The following is an 18,291-nucleotide window of genomic DNA, read 5'->3' on the forward strand; positions in this document are numbered from 1 at the left end:
GCGCTTTGCGGGGCGAGCTGGCGCCGGCGTTTCGCGGCTCGCGGGGCGAGCTGGCGCCGGCGTTCCGCGGCTTGCGGGGCGGGCCGGCGCCGGCGTTTCGCGGCTCGTGCGGCGGGCCGGCTCGGCGTCTCGCCGATTTGACAGGCTTTGGGCGTAGAGCGAAAGCTTTGCGGGGCATCCGCACCCCTCGGAGGTCCCTCTTGCTGCCGCTGTCGCGCCGCCAACTGCTCACGCTGGCCGGGCTGAGCAGCGCTTTCGTCGCCCTCCCCGGGGTGCCCGCGCAAGCCGCCGCCACGCCGCTCGGCCCGGTGGCCGCGATCTATCGCCGGGTGCTGCTCCTGCACACGCGCTGGGTCGAGGAGCAGTGGGATCCCTCGATCAGGGCATACAGCGGCGCCGATTTCCGCTTCGTCTCGGTGCTCGGCAACGCGGTCGTGCTCGGCATGGAGGAATACGACCCCGCGCTCGCCGGCGTGGAGAAGACGATCCTGCGCGCGCACACGGTCGCCACGATCCGGCACTATGCCGCCACGAACAGGCTGGCCGGCGGTTCCGGGTGGGGGCGGCAGCTCTTCTGGGACTCGACGTTCGAGCTCTACTTCGTCCTCGCCGCCCGCCTGCTCTGGGACAAGCTCGACGCGGCGACCCAGGCCGCGGTGCAGGCGATCGCCGTCGGTCAGGCCGCCTATGCGTACGGGCTGGGCGCGGGCGACGACCCGATGAGCGGCGACTGGTCGCCGAACGGCACCGCCGGCGGCTACCGCGACGACACCAAGCTCGAGGAGATGGGCGTCTACGCGCAGGCGCTCGCCCCGGGCCTCGCGTGGGCCGGGGCCGGCGACCCGGCGCAGGAGTGGCGCCGGCGCTTCGTCCAGTGGGCGGCCAACGCCAGCGGGTTGCCCGCCGCCGACCTGGCCAACCCCGCGGTCGTCGACGGCGAGCGCCTCGACCGCCTCATGACCGCGCACAACCTGCACGACTCGTTCGTCGTGGAGAACCACGACGCGGTCAACCCGCATTACCAGGCGGAGCTGTGGCGCACGGCCGGGCGCGCCGCGATCCACTTCCTCGTCGCCGGGCGCCCGCTGCCCGAGGTGCTCACCCACCAGCCCAGCGGCGCCCAGCTCTGGCGCACCCTGCGGCTGCTGGCCAGCGACGCCGGCGAGCCGGTCATGCCGATGGTCACCGACCGCTACCACCTCTACGGCCGGGACGTCCTGCCGCTCGCCTTCCTCGCCCAGGTCCAGGGCGACCGCGACGCGGCGCGCGCCGAGGCGGACCTGGCGGCCCGGCTGGAGCCCTACACGCGCTACGCCCCCGAGTTCCGGCTCACGAAGTTCAGCGGCGAGGAGAAGTACGAGCCGGAGGCGCGCGCCGAGGTCGCCATCGCGTACCTCTTCCATCAGCTGCGCGCGAAGCCGGTCGAGCCGGTCACCTCGCAGCAGTTCTTCGCCGCGGCCAGTGGCACCCGCGACTTCGGCGCCCGGACCGGCCTGGCGGTGCACCAGTCGGCGAACGCCTTCGCCGCGGCGTCCGCCAAGGAGGAGTTCACGCGGTTCGTGTGGCAGCCGGGGCACGACAACTGGCTCGTCGACGTGCGGCAGCCGGTGTTCCTGCCGCCGGGCGTGACGCCGACCGAGAGCACGCGCCGGGCGTACAGGATGTGCCGGGACGGGGTCGACGCGACCGCGACCGTGCTCGCGGTGAGCGAGGGCTATGCGGGCTTCACCACGCTGCCCACCGGCACCGTCGTCTATGCGAGCACCGGGCTGCCCGGCGAGGGCGGGCTGACGCTCTTCAACATGACCATGCCGGGCGTGCCCGGGCTGACCGGCAAGCGCGCGTTCACGTGGGCGGGCGGCCGCGCCGAGCTGCGCGACGAGATCACCGGCGACCTGCCGTTCCCGCCCCGCGAGGCCCGCTACGTGCGGATGCTGGGCCGCGAGCCCGCCACCGAGTACGGCTACTCCATCTGGACCTTCGCGGTGCTCGACACCGAGGGCGCCGACCTGGCCCAGGGCGCGATGCCCGTCGCCTCCTCGGAGAACATGTGGTACCCGGCGCGCCACGCGACCGACGGCAACCCGGACACCCGCTGGGCCGTCGCGACCGAGGAGCGTGGCCGGGGCGACAGCTGGCTCGCGGTCGACCTCGGCTCGCCCGTCCGGGTCGCCGGGGTGCGCATCACGTGGGAGGCCGCGTACGGCAAGAGCTTCGTCATCCAGACCTCGACCGACGCCGTGACCTGGACCGACGCGGTGGCCGTCCCGACCGCGCGCACCGCCTCGCGCTGGGTCGGCATCGACGGCCGGGCGGGCGTGGTCACGCACGGCGGCCCCGGCACCATCACCGTCACGGCGACCGGGATCACCGCCCCCGCGCCCCTGATCGAGGGCTATGCGGACACGCGCACGGACCTCGCCCGGGCGGCCGCCCGCCCGATGCCGGCCGCCAAGGGGCTCACCGTGAGTGACGCCGACGGCTACCTCAGCGTCTTCAACCTCACGCCCGACCCGGTCGAGGACGTCCCGGTGGTGCTGCCCTCGCGCCGGCGGCTCTATCGCGGCCGGCAGGCGGTGACGACCCGTGGCCTGGAGCTGCCGGTGAGTGTGGGCGGCGGGTCCGCCCTGGTCGAGCCGCCGCGCTTCGAGGTCGAGGGCGAGCCGCCGACCGGCACGTCCTTCACCGTCGCCGACTCGCACCGGGTCGTCGTGACGGCGCCCGCCGCGCGGCCCGTGGCGGTCCGGCTCCGGGCGGGCAGCTGGTCACGCCAGGTGCGGGTGCCCGCCGGGGCCGAGCGCACCGTCACTGTCCCCGGGGTGCCGATCACGCCGACGGCCGACCTGGCCCGCGGACGTGTGACCTTCCCGACCTCGCCCCTGCCCGCCGGCATGACCTCGCCGGACCGCGCGGTGGACGGCGACCCGGCGACGTCGTGGCGCCCCGGGCCGGCCGGGCGCATGGTCGTCGACCTCGAGCGCGAGGAGACCGTGCAGAAAACCGTGCTGACCTGGGGAAAGGGGCGCCGCCCGGCGCACCGGATCGAGGTGTCGCGCGACGGCCGCCACTACATTCCGCTCCCCGCCGCCGGTACCCCCGCCCGGTATGTGGCCGTCGTGGTCGACGGCTGGCGCCCCGGCGACGCCGAACTGGTGGAGTTTGCCGTGCTTTGACGATTTGCCTCAGTTGTCCCGCTCCGGGCGCGATTATTTCTGCGTACCGTCAAGTGGAGGCATCGTGCCCAAGTCGCAGCTGAACGGCCCCGTTCAGGTCACCGTCCGTCGTAACCCGCTCCTCGGCTGGCTCGCCGATCGGAAACTTGCCGCCAAGACCGGCATGGCCGCCGCCGCGATGGGGATCGTCGCCCTGCTGGTTGGCCTGCTCGCCCTCGTGCGGGTCAGCGACCTGAGCGCCGACCTGGACATGATGAAGGCCGACCACGTCGACAGCCTGCAGGAGGTCGCGGACATTCGCGCGGGCCTGGGCGCCATGTACAGGGGCGAGGTCGTCTACTACATCGCCGCCAACGACACGGACAAGAAGAACGCCGTCGCTGCCACGAAGGCGGGCGACGCTCAGGTCGGAGCGGGTGTCGAGGGATACCGGACGATCGCCGCCGAGTCACCGGACCGGCTGCAGATCCTCAGCACCTTCGAGGGCGCCTACGACCACTACAAGGCGCTGCGGAACACCATCCTCTTCGGCGAGGCTCTGGCGGCGGGCTACACGCTGCCCAGCGGCGACGCGGTCGGCACGGAGTTCGACAGCATCGAGAGCGACATGAACGCGGCGATCGCCGAGCTCCAGAAGGCCGAGGACACCGCGGCCGACGCCCTCGCCGCCAAGGCCGCGGCGGAGGCCGCCGAGTCCCGCACCTTCATCATCGTGGCGCTGATCTGCGGCATCATCCTCGCCTCGGCGCTGACCGTCTTCGTCATCGAGGTCATCAAGCGCCAGCTCGCCACGGTCTCCACCGCCCTCGGCGCGGTCGCCGAGAACGATCTCACCGTCGCCGCCGACGTCCGCTCTCGCGACGAGCTGGGCAGCATGGCCGTGGCCGTCAACCGCGCCCGCGAGGGCCTGCGCGGCACCGTCGCCCAGCTCACCAGCGGCGCCCAGGACCTCGGCGCCAGCACCAACCGGCTCACCGGCGTCACCGCCCGCATCGGCGAGAGCGCCCGCGAGGCCGCCGCCCAGGCCGGCCTGGTCGCCGCGGCCGCCGGCGACGTCTCCGGCTCGGTCCAGTCCGTCGCCGCGGGCAGCGACCAGATGGGCGCCTCCATCCGCGAGATCGCCCAGAACGCCAACGACGCCGCCCAGGTCGCCTCCAGCGCCGTCGGCGTCGCCCAGAGCACCAACGAGACCGTCGCCAAGCTGGGCACCTCGTCCGCCGAGATCGGCGACGTGGTCAAGGTCATCACCGCCATCGCCGAGCAGACCAACCTGCTGGCCCTGAACGCCACCATCGAGGCCGCCCGCGCCGGCGAGGCGGGCAAGGGCTTCGCCGTGGTCGCCTCCGAGGTCAAGGACCTCGCCCAGGAGACCGCCAAGGCCACCGAGGACATCTCCCGCCGCGTCGAGACCATCCAGGCCGACACGAGCAGCGCCGTCGAGGCCATCGGCGAGATCTCGCAGATCATCCAGCGCATCAACGACTACCAGGTCACCATCGCCTCCGCCGTCGAGGAGCAGACCGCCACCACCGGCGAGATGAGCCGCAGCATCGGCGAGGCCGCCGGCAGCAGCTCCACCATCGCCGCCAACATCAACGGCGTCGCCCAGAGCGCCGAGGCCACCAGCAGCACCCTGATCGAAGCCGACGACGCGGTCGGCCAGCTCAACCGGGTGGCCACCGAGCTCCGCACGGTCGCGGAACGCTTCCGCGTCTGAGAATCTCCGACAAACGGCGCCGGGCTCCCCAGCCCGGCGCCGTTTGTCGTTCACCGCGTCAGCAGGCGGTAGAGGGTGAGCCACTGTTCGGGCCAGACGCGGCCGACGGGGAGGTCCCGGCTCAGGCGGGTGGCCTGGAAGGCGGCATCCGTGCGGCGGGCACCGAAGCGGGGCCGCAGCGTGGCGTGCAGGGAGCCGCCCGTACCGGTGAAGCCGAGGTCCACGAAGGCCCGCCAGCGGGACGGGTCCGGGACCAGGGGCGCCGGGCGGTTCTCCAGGCGCAGGATGCCGCCGTCGACGGCCGGGACCGGGCGGAACGCGGTGCGGGGGACCGTGCCCGCGAGGCGCCAGCTGGTGCGGGGCCAGGTGCGGACGGTGAGGCGGGACCAGCGGCCGTAGTCGCCGGTGCGCTTGCGGGCGTACTCCAGCTGGGTCAGCAGGGTCGCCGTGGTGAGCGCGGGCGCGTCGAGGCACCATTCGACCACGGCCGACGTGAGGGCGTAGGGGACGTTGCCCACGACGGCGAAGGGCTCGGACGGTGCAGCCGTGGCCAGGAAGTCCTCCGGGCGCACCGTGAGCCCCGGCCTGCGCGGCAGGGCCGCCGCCATCGCGGGATCGACCTCGAAGGCGACCACGCGCCGCGCCTGCCGCACCAGCCCGGCGGTCAAGCTGCCCCGCCCGGCGCCCACCTCCAGCACCAGCTCGTCGCGCCGGACGCCGGCCGCCGCGAGAAAGGCCCGGACCGCCCGGGGATCAGCGAGAAAATTCTGCCCGTACGCCCGGCGGGCGCGCACGTGTTCGGAAAAAGCCATAACGGGAGTCCTGTCAGCCGCGCGTGGGCACGGACAGGCGTCAGCGCGGCCCGTCCGTGTCGAGGGACACGTGGGCCCTGGCAGCAGCGCGGCCGGAAACCGTCAGGCGGCGCGACAGCCCAGGGCAAGACGCCCCGGTCGCACCCGCACCGAGAAGAACGCCGGCGCGAACATCCCCACCATCATGGCCGCGACCCTATGCAGCCCGTCTCCAGCCTGTCACGCCGTTTTCCCCGGGAAGTGCAAGGAACGGTCAACCTTACTTACGCTTCCTCGTGGAAGTGTAAGTAAGGTGGTCGTGTGGTTACCGAAGACACGGTTGCGGTCCCCGTTCCTGCCGCGACCTACGAGGACCAGGTGTGGACACCGTCCGAGAACGGGCACTTCTCCCGGGCGGAGACGCGCCGGCAGCGAGGCACGTATCAGTCGATCGTCACAGCGTCGCTGGCCGATTGGCAACCTCGGTTGCCCACCTCTGTCGCGGCGGATGTCGAGGATGGTGCTCGTGCGCTGGTCGACTTCGACTCACACGCATTGCGGACGCTCGGTGCCGGCAGCCCCGCACTCGGGCCGATGTCCGCGATCCTGCTCCGCACGGAGAGCGCCTCGAGTTCGCAGATCGAGAATCTGACCACGAGCGCCCGGCAACTGGCGCTTGCCGAGATCGGGCAGAGTGACAAACCGAACGCTCAGGTCGTCGTCGGCAACGTTCGAGCCATGGAGGCGGCACTGGCTCTTGCCGACAACGTCGACGAGACGGCGATCCTCACGATGCACCGGGAGCTGATGCGGCACCAACCGGGCTTCGAGCACCACGCCGGCCGATTCCGGAGCGAAGCCGTGTGGATCGGGCGCGACAACGCGGGACCGATCGGCGCCGACTTCGTCGCCCCGGATCACGGCCGGATTCTGGCAGCCGTCCGGGACACGGTCGCCTTTGCCGAACGCGACGACATTCCCGTGCTTGTGCAGGTCGCGGCCGCTCATGCGCAGTTCGAGACGATCCACCCGTTCGTCGACGGCAACGGCCGGACGGGGCGGGCGCTGGCTCAGTCGATGCTGCGGGGGAAGGGCTTGGTACGGCATGTGACCGTGCCCATCTCGGCAGGCCTGCTGACCGACGTCGGCACCTATTTCGCCGCGCTCACGGCCTTTCGTGCGGGCGATGCGGGCCCCGTCGTGCATCGCTTCTCCGACGCGGCCCGATTCGCCGCGGCTTCGGGCCGGATCCTGGTGGATGCCCTCGCGAACCAGTTGGCGGAGGCGCGGGAGAAGCTGGCGGGAGTCCGCCCGCATGCTGCGGCCTGGGGGGTCCTGTCCAAGCTGGTGGGCCAGCCCGTGGTCAACACCAGATACCTGACGTCCGAGCTGGGCATGAACGACGTCACGGCCAAGCGGACCCTTGACCTGTTGGTGGACCGCGAGGTGCTGGTGGAGCGCACCGGCCTGCGCCGGAATCGGATCTGGCAGCACTCGGGCATTCTCGGTGTGCTCGACGACTACGCCGCCATGATCCGTCGCGGGCTGCCCTGAACCCGGCGGGTGCGGCGGCTGCCGATCATCGATGTGACCTGCGGCCGGGACGCCGGTATGCTTGCCCGCAGGCCGTGACTGGCGTGATCGGATGGACCAACCATCGGGGAGCGGCCGCACCCCCTTCGGGGTGACCTGCCGCGCGCCTGGGCCTCATCACCTGTGATAGGGAGGTCCGATGTCCGATCTCAACGCCGAATCGACCGCATTCCGCGCCGCGCTCGACGCCGTGCGTGCCGTCGAGCCGCGCATCGCCGACGCGATCGCGAAGGAGCTGCACGACCAGCGCGAGTCGCTCAAGCTGATCGCGTCCGAGAATTATGCGTCTCCCGCCGTGCTGCTCGCGATGGGCAACTGGTTCTCCGACAAGTATGCGGAGGGCACGATCGGCCGCCGGTTCTACGCCGGCTGCCAGAATGTCGACACCGTCGAGTCGGTCGCCGTCGAGCACGCCAAGGCGCTGTTCGGGGCGGAGTACGCGTACGTGCAGCCGCACTCCGGCATCGACGCCAACCTCGTGGCCTACTGGGCGATCCTGGCCGACCGGGTCGAGGTGCCCTATCTCAAGAAGTTCGAGAAGCGCCAGATCAACGACCTGTCCGACGCCGAGTGGGCCGAGCTGCGCGCCGCCTTCGGCAACCAGCGCATGCTGGGCATGAGCCTCGACGCCGGCGGTCACCTGACGCACGGGTTCCGGCCCAACATCTCCGGCAAGATGTTCGACCAGCGCTCCTACGGCGTCGACCCGGCCACCGGCCAGATCGACTACGCGGCGCTGCGCGAGACCGCCAGGGAATTCAAGCCGGCCGTGATCGTGGGCGGCTACTCGGCGTACCCCCGCAAGGTGAACTTCGCCACGATGCGCGAGATCGCCGACGAGGTCGGCGCGACGTTCATGGTCGACATGGCGCACTTCGCCGGCCTGGTGGCGGGCAAGGTGTTCACGGGCGACTTCAACCCGATCGAGCACGCCCACATCGTGACGACCACCACCCACAAGAGCCTGCGTGGCCCGCGCGGTGGCGCGGTGTTCGCCGGCCCCGAGCTCGCCGACCAGGTCGACCGCGGCTGCCCGATGGTGCTCGGCGGCCCGCTCGCGCACGTCATGGCCGCCAAGGCGATCGCGTTCGCGGAGGCCCGGCGCCCCGAGTTCGCCGACTACGCGCAGCGCATCGTCGCCAACAGCCAGGCGCTCGCCGAGGGCCTCAAGCGGCGCGGCGCCACGCTGGTCAGCGGCGGCACCGACAACCACCTGGTGCTGCTCGACGTCGACAAGTACGGCCTGACCGGCCGCCAGGCGGAGCAGGCGCTGCTCGACAGCGGCATCGTCACCAACCGCAACGCGATCCCGTCCGACCCGAACGGCGCGTGGTACACCTCCGGCATCCGGGTCGGCACGCCCGCCCTCACGACCCGCGGGCTCGGCGTGGCGGAGATGGACCAGATCGCGGAGCTCATGCACACCGTGCTCAGCCAGACGAAGGCCGGCGCGAGCAAGGCGAAGTTCGACCTCGACCCCGCTGTCAGCGACGGCGTGAGCAAGGCGGCGAACGAGCTGCTCGGCGGCTTCCCGCTCTACCCGAGCGTGGACCTGGGCGCCTGACACCCTCGTGACACCGCGGATGCCGTCCGGCCCGGAAGGGGCCGGGCGGCATCCGGCGTTCGGCCGGACAACTTCGGCCCGGGGAGTGCCGGGCGGCATCCGGCGTCCGGCGGGACAAGTCGGGCCGGGGGGGAATGATCATCCTTCCCGCGGCCGGACCAGCGGCAGGAAGATGTCGTCGACGATCTCCACGATGGCCTGCTCGGGGAGCGGCTGGAGCGTCACCATGATGTCGTGCCGGTAGAGGTCGAACGGCAGGTTCGCGATCCGCGGCGTGAGCCGGGCCGGATCCAGCTCGCCCCGCGCCGCCGCCCGGTCGTAGACCTCCTGCGCGGTCGGCCCCGGCTCCTCCCGCACGATGCTGCTGCGCAGGTCGGCGATGGTCCGGCCGGTCTCCGCGTAGAACGCACCCAGATGCACGCTGAGCAGCGCGGCGAACCGTGACCGCGTCTCGTTGAAGTCGAGCAGCATGGCGATGAGGTCGCCCCGCAGGCTGCCGGTGTCCGGGACGACCCGGACCACGGCGCGGACGGCGTGCGTGATCGCCGCCTGGGCCAGCTCGTCCCGGGTCTGCCAGCGCCGATAGAGCACCGCACGACTTGTCTCCGCCCGCTGCGCCACCGCGTCGATGGTGAACGCGCCGTAGCCGTGGGCGTTGAGCTCCTCCCATGCCGCGTCGAGCAGCGCGTTCTCGAGTTCCTGCCCGCGCCGGCGCCCGGGCTTGCCATCCATAGGAGTCACGGGTGTATCTTATCGCTCAGCCTATAAGAAACACTCGTGTATCTAAGGAGTCGCCGTGGACAAGCTCGACCCCGGGGTCAGACGGACCGCGATCGCCCTCGTCACCGGGGCGCTCGCGGTCGTCTTCGACAGCACGATCGTCAGCGTGGCGTTGCAGGCGCTCGCCGAGGACCTCGACGCGAGCGTGGCGACGATCCAGTGGGTGAGCACGGCGTACCTGCTGGCGCTCTTCGTCACGATCCCGGTCGCCGGCTGGGCGCAGCACAGCTTCGGCGGCAAGCGGCTCTGGCTGGCGAGCCTCGGCATCTTCCTGGCGGGCTCGGTGCTGTGCAGCCTGGCCTGGGACGCGCCGAGCCTGATCGCCTTCCGCGTGGTGCAGGGCCTCGGCGGCGGCCTGATGCTGCCGCTGATGACGACGATGCTCATGCAGGCCGCCGCCGGGCGCGCCCTCGGCCGGCTGATGGCCGTGATCAGCCTGCCCGTGATGGCCGGCCCGGTGCTCGGACCCGTGCTCGGCGGCGTGATCCTCGACCGGCTCGACTGGCCCTGGCTCTTCTGGGTCAACGTGCCGTTCTGCGTCGCCGGCATCGTCCTCGCGATCCGCCTGCTGCCGGCCGACGGCCCCCGCACCCGGCCCAGGCTCGACCTGCCGGGCCTCGCGCTCGTCGTCCCCGGCGTCATTGCCGTCCTGTACGCCCTCACGAACGTCACCGAGCCCGGCGGCTTCGGCCGCGTCGACGTCCTCGGGCCGCTGACCGGCGGCGCCGCGCTGCTCGTGGCCTTCGTCGCCTGGGCCGTCCGCCGCGGCGGCAGCGCGCTGGTCGACGTGCGCCTGCTCCGCCACCGGCCGCTCGCCTCGGCGTCGGTCCTGATGTTCCTCTCCGGCGCCGCCCTCTACGGCGCGATGCTGCTGCTCCCGCTCTTCTACCAGGAGGTACGCGGCGCGGACGCCCTCGGAGCCGGCCTCATGCTCGTCCCCCAGGGCATCGGCACGCTGCTGAGCCGCTCGCTGGCCGGCCGCTTCACCGACCGCTTCGGCCCGCGTGTCGTCTCGGCCGCCGGCTTCGCGCTCGTCGCCCTGTCCACAGTGCCGTTCGCCTTCGCGGACACCGCCTCGAACACCTGGCTCCTCGCCGCCGTCCTGCTGCTCCGCGGCGCCGGGCTGGGCGCCGTCATGATCCCCCTGATGAGCGCCGCCTTCGTCGGGCTGGACCGGCCCGACATGCCGCACGCCAGCATCATCACCCGGGTCGCCCAGCAGCTCGGCGGCTCCTTCGGCGTGGCCGTCCTCGCCGTCATCCTGCACGGTGCCGCCCAGCACGCCATCGACCCGGCCGCCGCCTTCCAGGAGTCCTTCTGGTGGGCTGTCGGCTTCACCGCCTTCGCCGTCCTCGTCTCCCTGCTCCTGCCCGGCCGCCCCGAGGCCGAGCCCGAGGTGCAGCCGGTTGCGGCCGCCGCGGCTTGAGGCAACCTCCCGGCCCGCGACATCGCCTGCTGAATGCACCCCGAGCCGTCTTGGATCACGCACGTCGCCCGGTGGGGCTCCGCGCTCCGGACGCGCCAGCGGCCGGCGGAGTCGTGCCGGGCCCTCGGCGTGAGCGGCGGTCTGTACCCCCCACCCAGCTACGACATCCGCTCTTACGCTCTTGATTTTTCGCTGCGCGTGACCGGCGGCGGGGGCTCGGCGGCGCCGGTCATGATGGCCACCGCCTCGTTCATGCTGTGCGACTCGGGGGTGATGACCGTCGCGCGGCGGCCGAGGCGCTGGATGTGGATGCGGTCGGCCACCTCGAAGACGTGGGGCATGTTGTGGCTGATCAGGATCACCGGGAGGCCGCGGTCGCGGACGTCGCGGATGAGTTGGAGGACGCGGTTGCCCTCCTTGACGCCGAGGGCGGCGGTGGGCTCGTCGAGGATGACGACCTTGCTGCCGAAGGCGGCCGAGCGCGCCACCGCCACCGCCTGCCGCTGGCCGCCGGAGAGCGACTCGACCGGCTGGCCGATGTTCTGCAGGGTGCCGATGCCGAGGTCGGACATGTGCCGCTTGGCCTCGCTGCGCATGTGCCCGCGGTCGAGCATGCGGAAGACCGAACCGAGGATGCCGGGGCGCCGGTGCTCGCGGCCCAGGAAGAGGTTGTCGGCGATGTCGAGGCCGGGCGAGACCGCGAGCGTCTGGTAGACGGTCTCGATGCCGGCCTCGCGCGCCTCCATCGGGTTGCGGAACTGCACGCGCTGCCCGTCCAGGTAGATCTCGCCGCTGTCCGGGACCAGCGCGCCGGAGAGGGCCTTGATCAGGCTGGACTTGCCGGCGCCGTTGTCGCCGATGACCGCGAGGATCTCGCCCGGATAGAGCTCGAGGTCGCCGCTCTCGATGGCGGTGACGCGGCCGTACCGCTTGGTGAGGCCCCGGGCCTCCAGCACAGGAGCACTCACGACTTGACCTTCCTGATCCACTGGTCCAGGGACACGGCGACGAGCACGAGCAGGCCGATGGCGAAGCCCTGCCAGACGACTTCGACGCCGCCGAGCTGCAGGCCGTTGCGGAAGACGCCGACGATCAGGGCGCCGATCAGCGTGCCGAGGACACCGCCGCGGCCGCCGAAGAGGCTGGTGCCGCCGAGGACCACGGCGGTGATGGAGTCCAGGTTGTACTCGGTGCCGACGTTGGGGCTGGCCGACGCGAGCCGGCCGATGAGGATCCAGCCGCCGATCGCGTAGAGCAGACCGGCGACCGTGTAGACCGAGAAGAGCACCCGGCCGGTCCGGATGCCCGCGAGCCGGGCGGCCTCCCGGTCGTCGCCCGTGGCGTAGACGTGCTTGCCCCAGGCGGTCGAGCGCAGGGCGTAGAAGAAGAAGGCGAAGAGCGCCAGCATGAGGATCGACCCGTACGTGAGCCGGAAGCTCCCGATCGGGAGGGATTCGCCCGTCCACGTCATGATGCCGGGCATGTCGGAGCCGCGTACCGTCTCGCTGTTGGAGACCACCGAGTTGAGCGAGAAGAAGATGGTCAGCGTGCCCAGCGTGACGATGAACGGGGGCAGCTTGATCCGGGTCACCAGCACGCCGTTGAGGGCGCCCATCGCCGTGCCGCAGACCAGGCCGAGCAGCAGCGCGATGACGCCCGGCAGCCCGGCGTCGAAGGCGAAGTTGGCCGCGATGATCGACGAGAAGACCGCGATCGCGCCCGCCGACAGGTCGATGCCGGCGGTGAGGATCACCAGCGTCTGACCCAGGGCGAGCGTGGCGATGACGGTGACCTGGGCGAGCACCAGCGAGAGGTTGGTCGCCGAGAAGAAGCGCTCGTTCACGATCGAGAAGGCCACGATCGCGATGACGAGTACGGCCAGCGGCCCGAGCACCGGATTGCCGTGCAGAATGTGCTGCACCCGCTCGGTCAGGGTCTCGTGCCGGGCGACCTCGAAGTCGCCGACCGCCGAAGTCGCCATGTCAGCCCCAGCAATTCTGCAGGCCCCACGCGGAGTCTTTCGCCTCCACGCCGGCCTGCGGGTCGTCGGTGATGAGCTGGACCCCGGTGTCGACGAAGGTCTTGCCGGCGGTGGCCTGCGGCCGGGTGCCGTCCTTCGCGAAGCGCGCGATCGCCTCGATGCCCAGCGCCGCCATCTTCAGCGGGAACTGCATCGAGGTCGCGCCGATGACACCGTTCTTCACGTTGTCGACGCCCGGGCAGCCGCCGTCGACGGAGACGATGGTGACGTCCTTCTCCTTGCCCGCGGACTTGAGCGCCTGGTACGCCCCGGCCGCCGCCGGCTCGTTGATCGTGTAGACCAGGTTGATCGCCGGGTCCTTCTGCAGCAGGTTCTCCATGGCGGTCCGGCCGCCGTCCTCGGCCCCGTCGGTGACGTCGTGCCCGGCGATCCGCGGATCCTTCTCGTCGCCGATCCTGTTCTTGTCGGCGACGTCGATGCCGAAGCCCTCGAGGAAACCCTGATCCCGCTGTACGTCCACCGAGACCTGATTGGCGTTGAGGTCCAGCAGCGCGATCTTCGCCGCCTTGCCCTGGCTGTCGAACTTCGCCTTCGCCCACTGCCCGATCAGCCGCCCGGCCTGGTAGTTGTCGGTGGCGAACGTGGCATCCGCGGCGTCCGGCGGGTCGACCGGCGTGTCCAGCGCGATGACGAGCATGCCCTGCTCGTGGGCGCGGTCGATGGACGGCACGATGGCCTTGGAGTCGTTGGGGGTGATGAGAAAGCCCTTGGCGCCGAAGGACATCAGGTTCTCGATGGCGAGCACCTGCGCCTCGTTGTCGCCGTCGATCTTCCCGGCGAAGGACTGCAGCTCGACGCCCTGCTGCCCGGCCGTCTGCTGGGCGCCCTTCTTCATCGTCACGAAGAAGGGATTGGTGTCGGTCTTGGTGATCAGCCCGACGACGTCCTCGCCGGAGCCGCCCTGACAGCCGGCGCTCGCAACGACCAGAAGGACCGCGGCCAGCGCGGGAACTACTCGTGGCATGTCTCCTCCACCTCGTCGGGAAGGACTGCCCTTGCAGTGAACGCCCGCAAGCGATCGACTGTCAACGATTGACAAAGGGCCGGCGCCCCGGGTGGGACGCCGGCCGGTCTGCCTACGGGAAGTTGGTGACGGTCACCGGGACGGTCGCGGTGCCCTGCGCCGGGCCGCCGGTGTTGTTCACGACGTGGTCGATCACGCCGTTGCCGCCCAGCGAGACGGTGAAGATGTTGTGCAGCTTCACCCCGCTGGTCACCGGGACCTCGAAGCCGCGGTCCGAGTGCACCTGGGGGTTCACGTTGAAGTAGCAGTAGCTGCCCATCGCCCACGCCTCGTGGCTGGTCACGGTGTCGGCGACCTTGTACGCGGCGTAGCCGTTGGCACCCGAGCGCCACGCGGCGTTGGACGGCGGGTCGTACGGCTGCTCGTTCTGCAGGAAGTACGTGCGGCCGCCGTTGCCGTTCCAGATGACCTCGTACTTCTGGTAGTGCTCGACGAAGAGGCCGTACGCCGTGACGTTCTGACCGTTCACGATCAGGCCCGTGTCGGCCGTGTTGACCGTCCAGCCGTACGTGCCGGCGTTGCCGTGGTCGGCGCGCCATGCCCAGATGTGGTCGATGATCGTGTTGTTGCTGTTGACCAGCAGGCTGTTGGTGGCCTTGCCGGCGATCGAGCCGCCGATCCGGAAGAACACGTCCTGCACGGTCGTCGGGTTCGACGCGTGGCTCGCCGACGAGCCGTTCGGGCCGATGACGAGCAGGTTCGCCGAGTTGGCGGTGCCGGCGTCGAAGAGCAGGCCGGCGATCTTCACGCCGTCCACGTCGGCGACCTGCATCGGGGTGACGCCGTTGTCCGGGATGATCGTCGCGTAGCCGAGGCCGAGCACGACGGTGTTCGCCCGGGTCACGTTGATCGTCTGGTTCACGTGGTAGATGCCCGGCTGGAAGAGCAGGTTGAGGCCCTGCGCCAGCGCCTGGTTGATCGTGGCGGCCGAGTCACCCGGCTTCGCCACGTAGAACTGCGACAGCGGCAGTGCCGTACCCGGCGTGTTGCCGTTGGCCCAGGTCACGCCGGCGGCGTTGGTCTGCAGGCTCGGCACGAACACCTGATACGCGCCGTTGGCCTGGTAGAGGTACGGCTTCTCGCGGATGACCGGGGTCTGACCGATCGTCGTGTACGGCGGGTTCGGGAAGCTCGACGCCGGGGCGCCCTGCACGCCGACGAACGTCTGGTTCCACACCGCGTTGAGGCTCGACCCGATGGTGCTGTTGCGGGTGAACCATTGCTGCTGCGAGTACTGCTGCTCGGAGCCGCTGATGCGGGAGTCGGCGATGTAGCCGCCGGACGCCCACCCGTACCCGTTGGGGGCGAGGTTGAGGTCGCCGTGGATGTCCATGCGCCGGAAGGGTGCGGCCTGCGAGACGGCCCAGCGGTCCGCGCCGGACACGGGGTAGACCGACAGGTTCTCGACCGAGCGCCAGAAGTTCTGGGTCGCGTTGCCCTGGAACCAGCCCGCGTCCACGGTGAGGTCGCCGTTGATCCGAGTGTCCTGCGGGTTCTGTCCGAGACCGATCACCGAGGTGTAGAAGCCGACCTGGATGTTCAGGCCGTTGTAGGTGCCCGGCTTAAACGCGAGGACGTAGCGCTGCTCGCCGAACTGGTTCGACTCCTGCTGCCGGAAGATCGTGTCGGCCTGGCTCTGGATCGAGGCCGCCGACATCGAGGGGTCGAACACGATGACGTTGGAGCCGAGGCTGCCGCCCGGCGGGACGGTCGGATCGGTGGAGGGGGTGCCACCGAAGACCTTGAACTCCCACAGCGAGTAGCCGTACGCCGTGGCGCGCTCGGTGCCGTACATGCGCACGTAGCGGGCCGTCGCGTTGACGGTCAGGCTCTGCACGCCGGCCTGGCCCGCGGTCGCCGGGGTGGCGTCGGTCCAGGTGCTGCCGTTGGCCGAGGTCTGAATCGTGAAGGTCTTCGCGTACGCGGCCTCCCAGTTCAGCTCGACCCGGTTGATCGCCGAGCTCGCGCCCAGGTCCACCTGCAGCCACGACGGGTCGGCGAACCCGGAGGCCCAGCGCGTGCCGGTGTTGCCGTCGACGGCGGCCTCGGCGGGGAAGGCGCCCTGGTTCTCGTACGACGACGCGGTGACCGGCTTGCCCTGCGACAGCAGCGTCTCGGCGGCGTGCGCGCTCAGCGTGGTGGCCGCGCCGAAGCCGGCGACGACCGCGACGACGAGGCCGGCGGTCGCGCCGAGACGCCACCGCCTTCTCGGCCTCGCCGGGGTGATGGGGACGGTCATGACATCTCCTCACGCGGAGGGTCCGGGCGCGTGGGGTTGCGCGCCCTTGACGGAGCCGGGGAAGCTCCACGGGGGAGCGATCTTCGGAGAGCGCTTCCCCGTCTGGAAACTAAGTTGGTTACGTCAATGTGTCAAAGGTTCCGGAACCTGATACCCGTCGATGTCCCGGAACCGGTTCCGTCGCCCGCCCGCTGAGCTGCCCGATAACGGTTTTCCCAGGCGGGGCGCCAAGCCCGAATCGGCTGCGGCCAGCAGGACGGGCTTTCCCGGCATACCACCTACAGTGGTCGGTATGCGGCTGCTCCTGACGACCGACACGCACGTCCCGAAACGCGCCCGAGATCTGCCGGAAGCCCTGTGGACGGCGATCGCCGCCGCCGACGTGGTCGTGCACGCCGGCGACTGGGTCGACGTCGCGCTGCTCGACCTGCTCGAGTCCCGGTCCCGCCGGCTGATCGCCTGCTACGGCAACAACGACGGCCCGGCGCTGCGCTCCCGCCTGCCCCTCGTCGCCCGCGAGACGCTCGACGGCCTGCGCCTGGCGGTCGTCCACGAGACCGGCGACGCCAAGGGCCGCGAGATCCGCTGCGCGGCGGCCTATCCGGACGTGGACCTGCTGGTCTTCGGCCACTCGCACATCGCGTGGGACACCGTCGCGCCCGGCGGCCTGCGGCTGCTCAACCCGGGCAGCCCCACCGACCGCCGCCGCCAGCCGCACTGCACGTACATGACGACGACGATCGAGAACGGCGTGCTCGGCGAGGTCACCCTGCACACGATCACAAGATCGTGACCGCCGAGCCGATGCCGTGGACCAGCGCGATCGCGGGCCCGGCGCTGCCCCGGCACTCGGCCCGCTGCTGTTCGCCCGCCGCCTCCCGCAGCGCTCCCCGGCCCGGCTCGCCACCGCAGCCGCCGGCCAGGGCGACGACGACCGCCAGACCCGGGATCCTCGTCACGGCCGGAGCACCACCTTGCCGAGGTTCCGCCGGGACTCCAGGAGCTCGTGGGCTCGGGCCGCCTCGGTCAGCGGCAGCTCGGCGTGGACGGCCGGCGCGAGCTGACCGGTTTCGACCAGGCGCCACAGCTCCGGCTCGTGGGCGGCGTACTGGTCGGGGTGCCTTGCCGCGAAGTGGCGCATCGCCAGGCCGGTCACCGTCTTCGCGCCGCCGAGGAGGTCGGACGCCGCGATCGTGCCGCCGCCGGAGCTGAAGTAGACGAGCCGGCCGCCGGGGCGCACCGCCGCGAGCGCCCGGGGGAGGACCTCGCCGCCCGCGCCGTCGAGGGCCAGGTCGACCGGTTGCCCCCAGTCGCCGTCGTAGGTGACGACCTCGTCCGCCCCGAGCTTCCGGACAAAGTCCGATTTGTCCGGCGTCCCCACGGCGGCCACCACGCGGGACGCCCCTCGCGCCCGGGCCAGCTGCACGGCGAGATGCCCGACGCCGCCCGCCGCCGCGGTGATCAGGACGGACTCGCCCGCCGCCAGGGTGCCCAGCGCCGCCAGCGCCACGTGTCCACTGCGGACCAGCGCCACCGCGGTCACCGCGGCATCCGGCGGAATCGGGCTGGTCATCGCGGCCGAGGCGACCACCACGTCCTGGTACGACCCGCTGAACGGCAGCGTCACCACCTGGTCCCCGGGCGCGAAGCCGGACACGCCCGGCCCGAGCCCGATCACCGTGCCCGCGACCTCCCCGCCGAGAACGCGCGAGCCGCCGGGAACCCGTGAGCCGGCGGGAACGCGCGAGCCGCCGGTGACGTGCGAACCGACGGGGACGCGCGAGCCGGCGGCGAGGCCCGGGCTGTCACGGCGTGCCATGCGGACCACGGGCAGCGTGACGCCGATCGCCGAGGCGCGGATCAGCAGCTCGCCCTCGGCCGGCGCCGGCTCGGGCACTTCCTCGATGCGGAGGTCGTCGAAGCGTACGCGTCGCATCCCCCAC

At 71.5% G+C, this 18,291-nt stretch carries 14 protein-coding genes and 1 riboswitch; of the genes, 6 read left to right on the forward strand and 8 right to left on the reverse strand.

Features of this window, described 5'->3' with window-relative positions; translation table 11 throughout:
* Window positions 1-200: 200 nt before the first annotated feature.
* Window positions 201-3,173 (forward strand): discoidin domain-containing protein, encoded by a 2,973-nt coding sequence (locus RBH18_RS15785; protein ID WP_306208347.1) that lies wholly within the window; start codon window positions 201-203, stop codon window positions 3,171-3,173.
* Between the two features lie 64 nt (window positions 3,174-3,237).
* Window positions 3,238-4,890, forward strand: coding sequence for a methyl-accepting chemotaxis protein (locus RBH18_RS15790; protein ID WP_306208350.1), 1,653 nt, complete (start codon window positions 3,238-3,240; stop codon window positions 4,888-4,890).
* 50 nt (window positions 4,891-4,940) lie between these two features.
* Here the strand turns inward: RBH18_RS15790 and erm are convergent, their stop codons facing one another.
* The gene (gene erm, locus RBH18_RS15795; RefSeq protein WP_306208352.1) at window positions 4,941-5,702 is read right to left on the reverse strand and encodes a 23S ribosomal RNA methyltransferase Erm; all 762 of its coding nucleotides are present in this window, start codon (window positions 5,700-5,702) and stop codon (window positions 4,941-4,943) included.
* A gap of 300 nt (window positions 5,703-6,002) precedes the next feature.
* On the opposite strand from erm, the gene RBH18_RS15800 reads away from it, so the two are divergent.
* Complete coding sequence (locus RBH18_RS15800; protein ID WP_306208354.1) at window positions 6,003-7,235, forward strand: Fic family protein; 1,233 nt, start codon at window positions 6,003-6,005, stop codon at window positions 7,233-7,235.
* A 64-nt stretch (window positions 7,236-7,299) separates the two neighbouring features.
* A riboswitch (ZMP/ZTP riboswitch) is annotated at window positions 7,300-7,394 on the forward strand.
* A gap of 19 nt (window positions 7,395-7,413) precedes the next feature.
* Window positions 7,414-8,838: a glycine hydroxymethyltransferase gene (locus tag RBH18_RS15805; protein WP_306208356.1), complete on the forward strand. Its 1,425-nt coding sequence runs from the start codon at window positions 7,414-7,416 to the stop codon at window positions 8,836-8,838.
* Window positions 8,839-8,976: 138 nt separating this feature from the next.
* Here RBH18_RS15805 and RBH18_RS15810 read toward each other — a convergent pair whose 3' ends face one another.
* Window positions 8,977-9,570 carry a TetR/AcrR family transcriptional regulator gene (locus RBH18_RS15810; RefSeq protein WP_306208419.1) on the reverse strand — a complete coding sequence of 198 codons (594 nt, stop codon included), beginning with the start codon at window positions 9,568-9,570 and terminating at the stop codon, window positions 8,977-8,979.
* A 64-nt stretch (window positions 9,571-9,634) separates the two neighbouring features.
* Between RBH18_RS15810 and RBH18_RS15815 the strand changes: the two genes are divergently transcribed.
* On the forward strand, window positions 9,635-11,044 hold the full coding sequence (locus RBH18_RS15815; protein ID WP_306208358.1) for an MDR family MFS transporter: 1,410 nt from the start codon (window positions 9,635-9,637) through the stop codon (window positions 11,042-11,044).
* 173 nt (window positions 11,045-11,217) lie between these two features.
* On the opposite strand, the gene RBH18_RS15820 is transcribed toward RBH18_RS15815, so the two are convergent.
* The 4 genes from RBH18_RS15820 to RBH18_RS15835 all read right to left on the reverse strand — a co-directional run bounded on the left by RBH18_RS15820 (window position 11,218) and on the right by RBH18_RS15835 (window position 16,348).
* Window positions 11,218-12,012 (reverse strand): ATP-binding cassette domain-containing protein, encoded by a 795-nt coding sequence (locus RBH18_RS15820; protein WP_306208359.1) that lies wholly within the window; start codon window positions 12,010-12,012, stop codon window positions 11,218-11,220.
* The gene (locus RBH18_RS15825; protein WP_306208360.1) at window positions 12,009-13,025 is read right to left on the reverse strand and encodes an ABC transporter permease; all 1,017 of its coding nucleotides are present in this window, start codon (window positions 13,023-13,025) and stop codon (window positions 12,009-12,011) included. Before RBH18_RS15825 ends, RBH18_RS15820 begins: the two co-directional genes overlap by 4 nt.
* Window position 13,026: 1 nt before the next feature.
* Window positions 13,027-14,049, reverse strand: coding sequence for a sugar ABC transporter substrate-binding protein (locus tag RBH18_RS15830; RefSeq protein WP_306208362.1), 1,023 nt, complete (start codon window positions 14,047-14,049; stop codon window positions 13,027-13,029).
* 112 nt (window positions 14,050-14,161) lie between these two features.
* On the reverse strand, window positions 14,162-16,348 hold the full coding sequence (locus RBH18_RS15835) for a discoidin domain-containing protein (RefSeq protein ID WP_306208364.1): 2,187 nt from the start codon (window positions 16,346-16,348) through the stop codon (window positions 14,162-14,164).
* Window positions 16,349-16,640: 292 nt separating this feature from the next.
* Here RBH18_RS15835 and RBH18_RS15840 point away from each other — a divergent pair, with 292 nt between their 5' ends.
* Entirely contained in the window at window positions 16,641-17,141 is a 501-nt protein-coding gene (locus RBH18_RS15840) for a metallophosphoesterase family protein (protein WP_306208366.1), read from the forward strand.
* Here RBH18_RS15840 and RBH18_RS15845 read toward each other — a convergent pair.
* Entirely contained in the window at window positions 17,128-17,307 is a 180-nt protein-coding gene (locus tag RBH18_RS15845) for a hypothetical protein (protein ID WP_306208369.1), read from the reverse strand. The genes RBH18_RS15840 and RBH18_RS15845 overlap by 14 nt on opposite strands.
* Window positions 17,304-18,284 (reverse strand): quinone oxidoreductase family protein, encoded by a 981-nt coding sequence (locus tag RBH18_RS15850; protein WP_306208371.1) that lies wholly within the window; start codon window positions 18,282-18,284, stop codon window positions 17,304-17,306. Before RBH18_RS15850 ends, RBH18_RS15845 begins: the two co-directional genes overlap by 4 nt.
* Window positions 18,285-18,291: the final 7 nt, after the last annotated feature.

Source organism: Actinoplanes oryzae, from assembly GCF_030757795.1.
GTDB lineage: Bacteria > Actinomycetota > Actinomycetes > Mycobacteriales > Micromonosporaceae > Actinoplanes.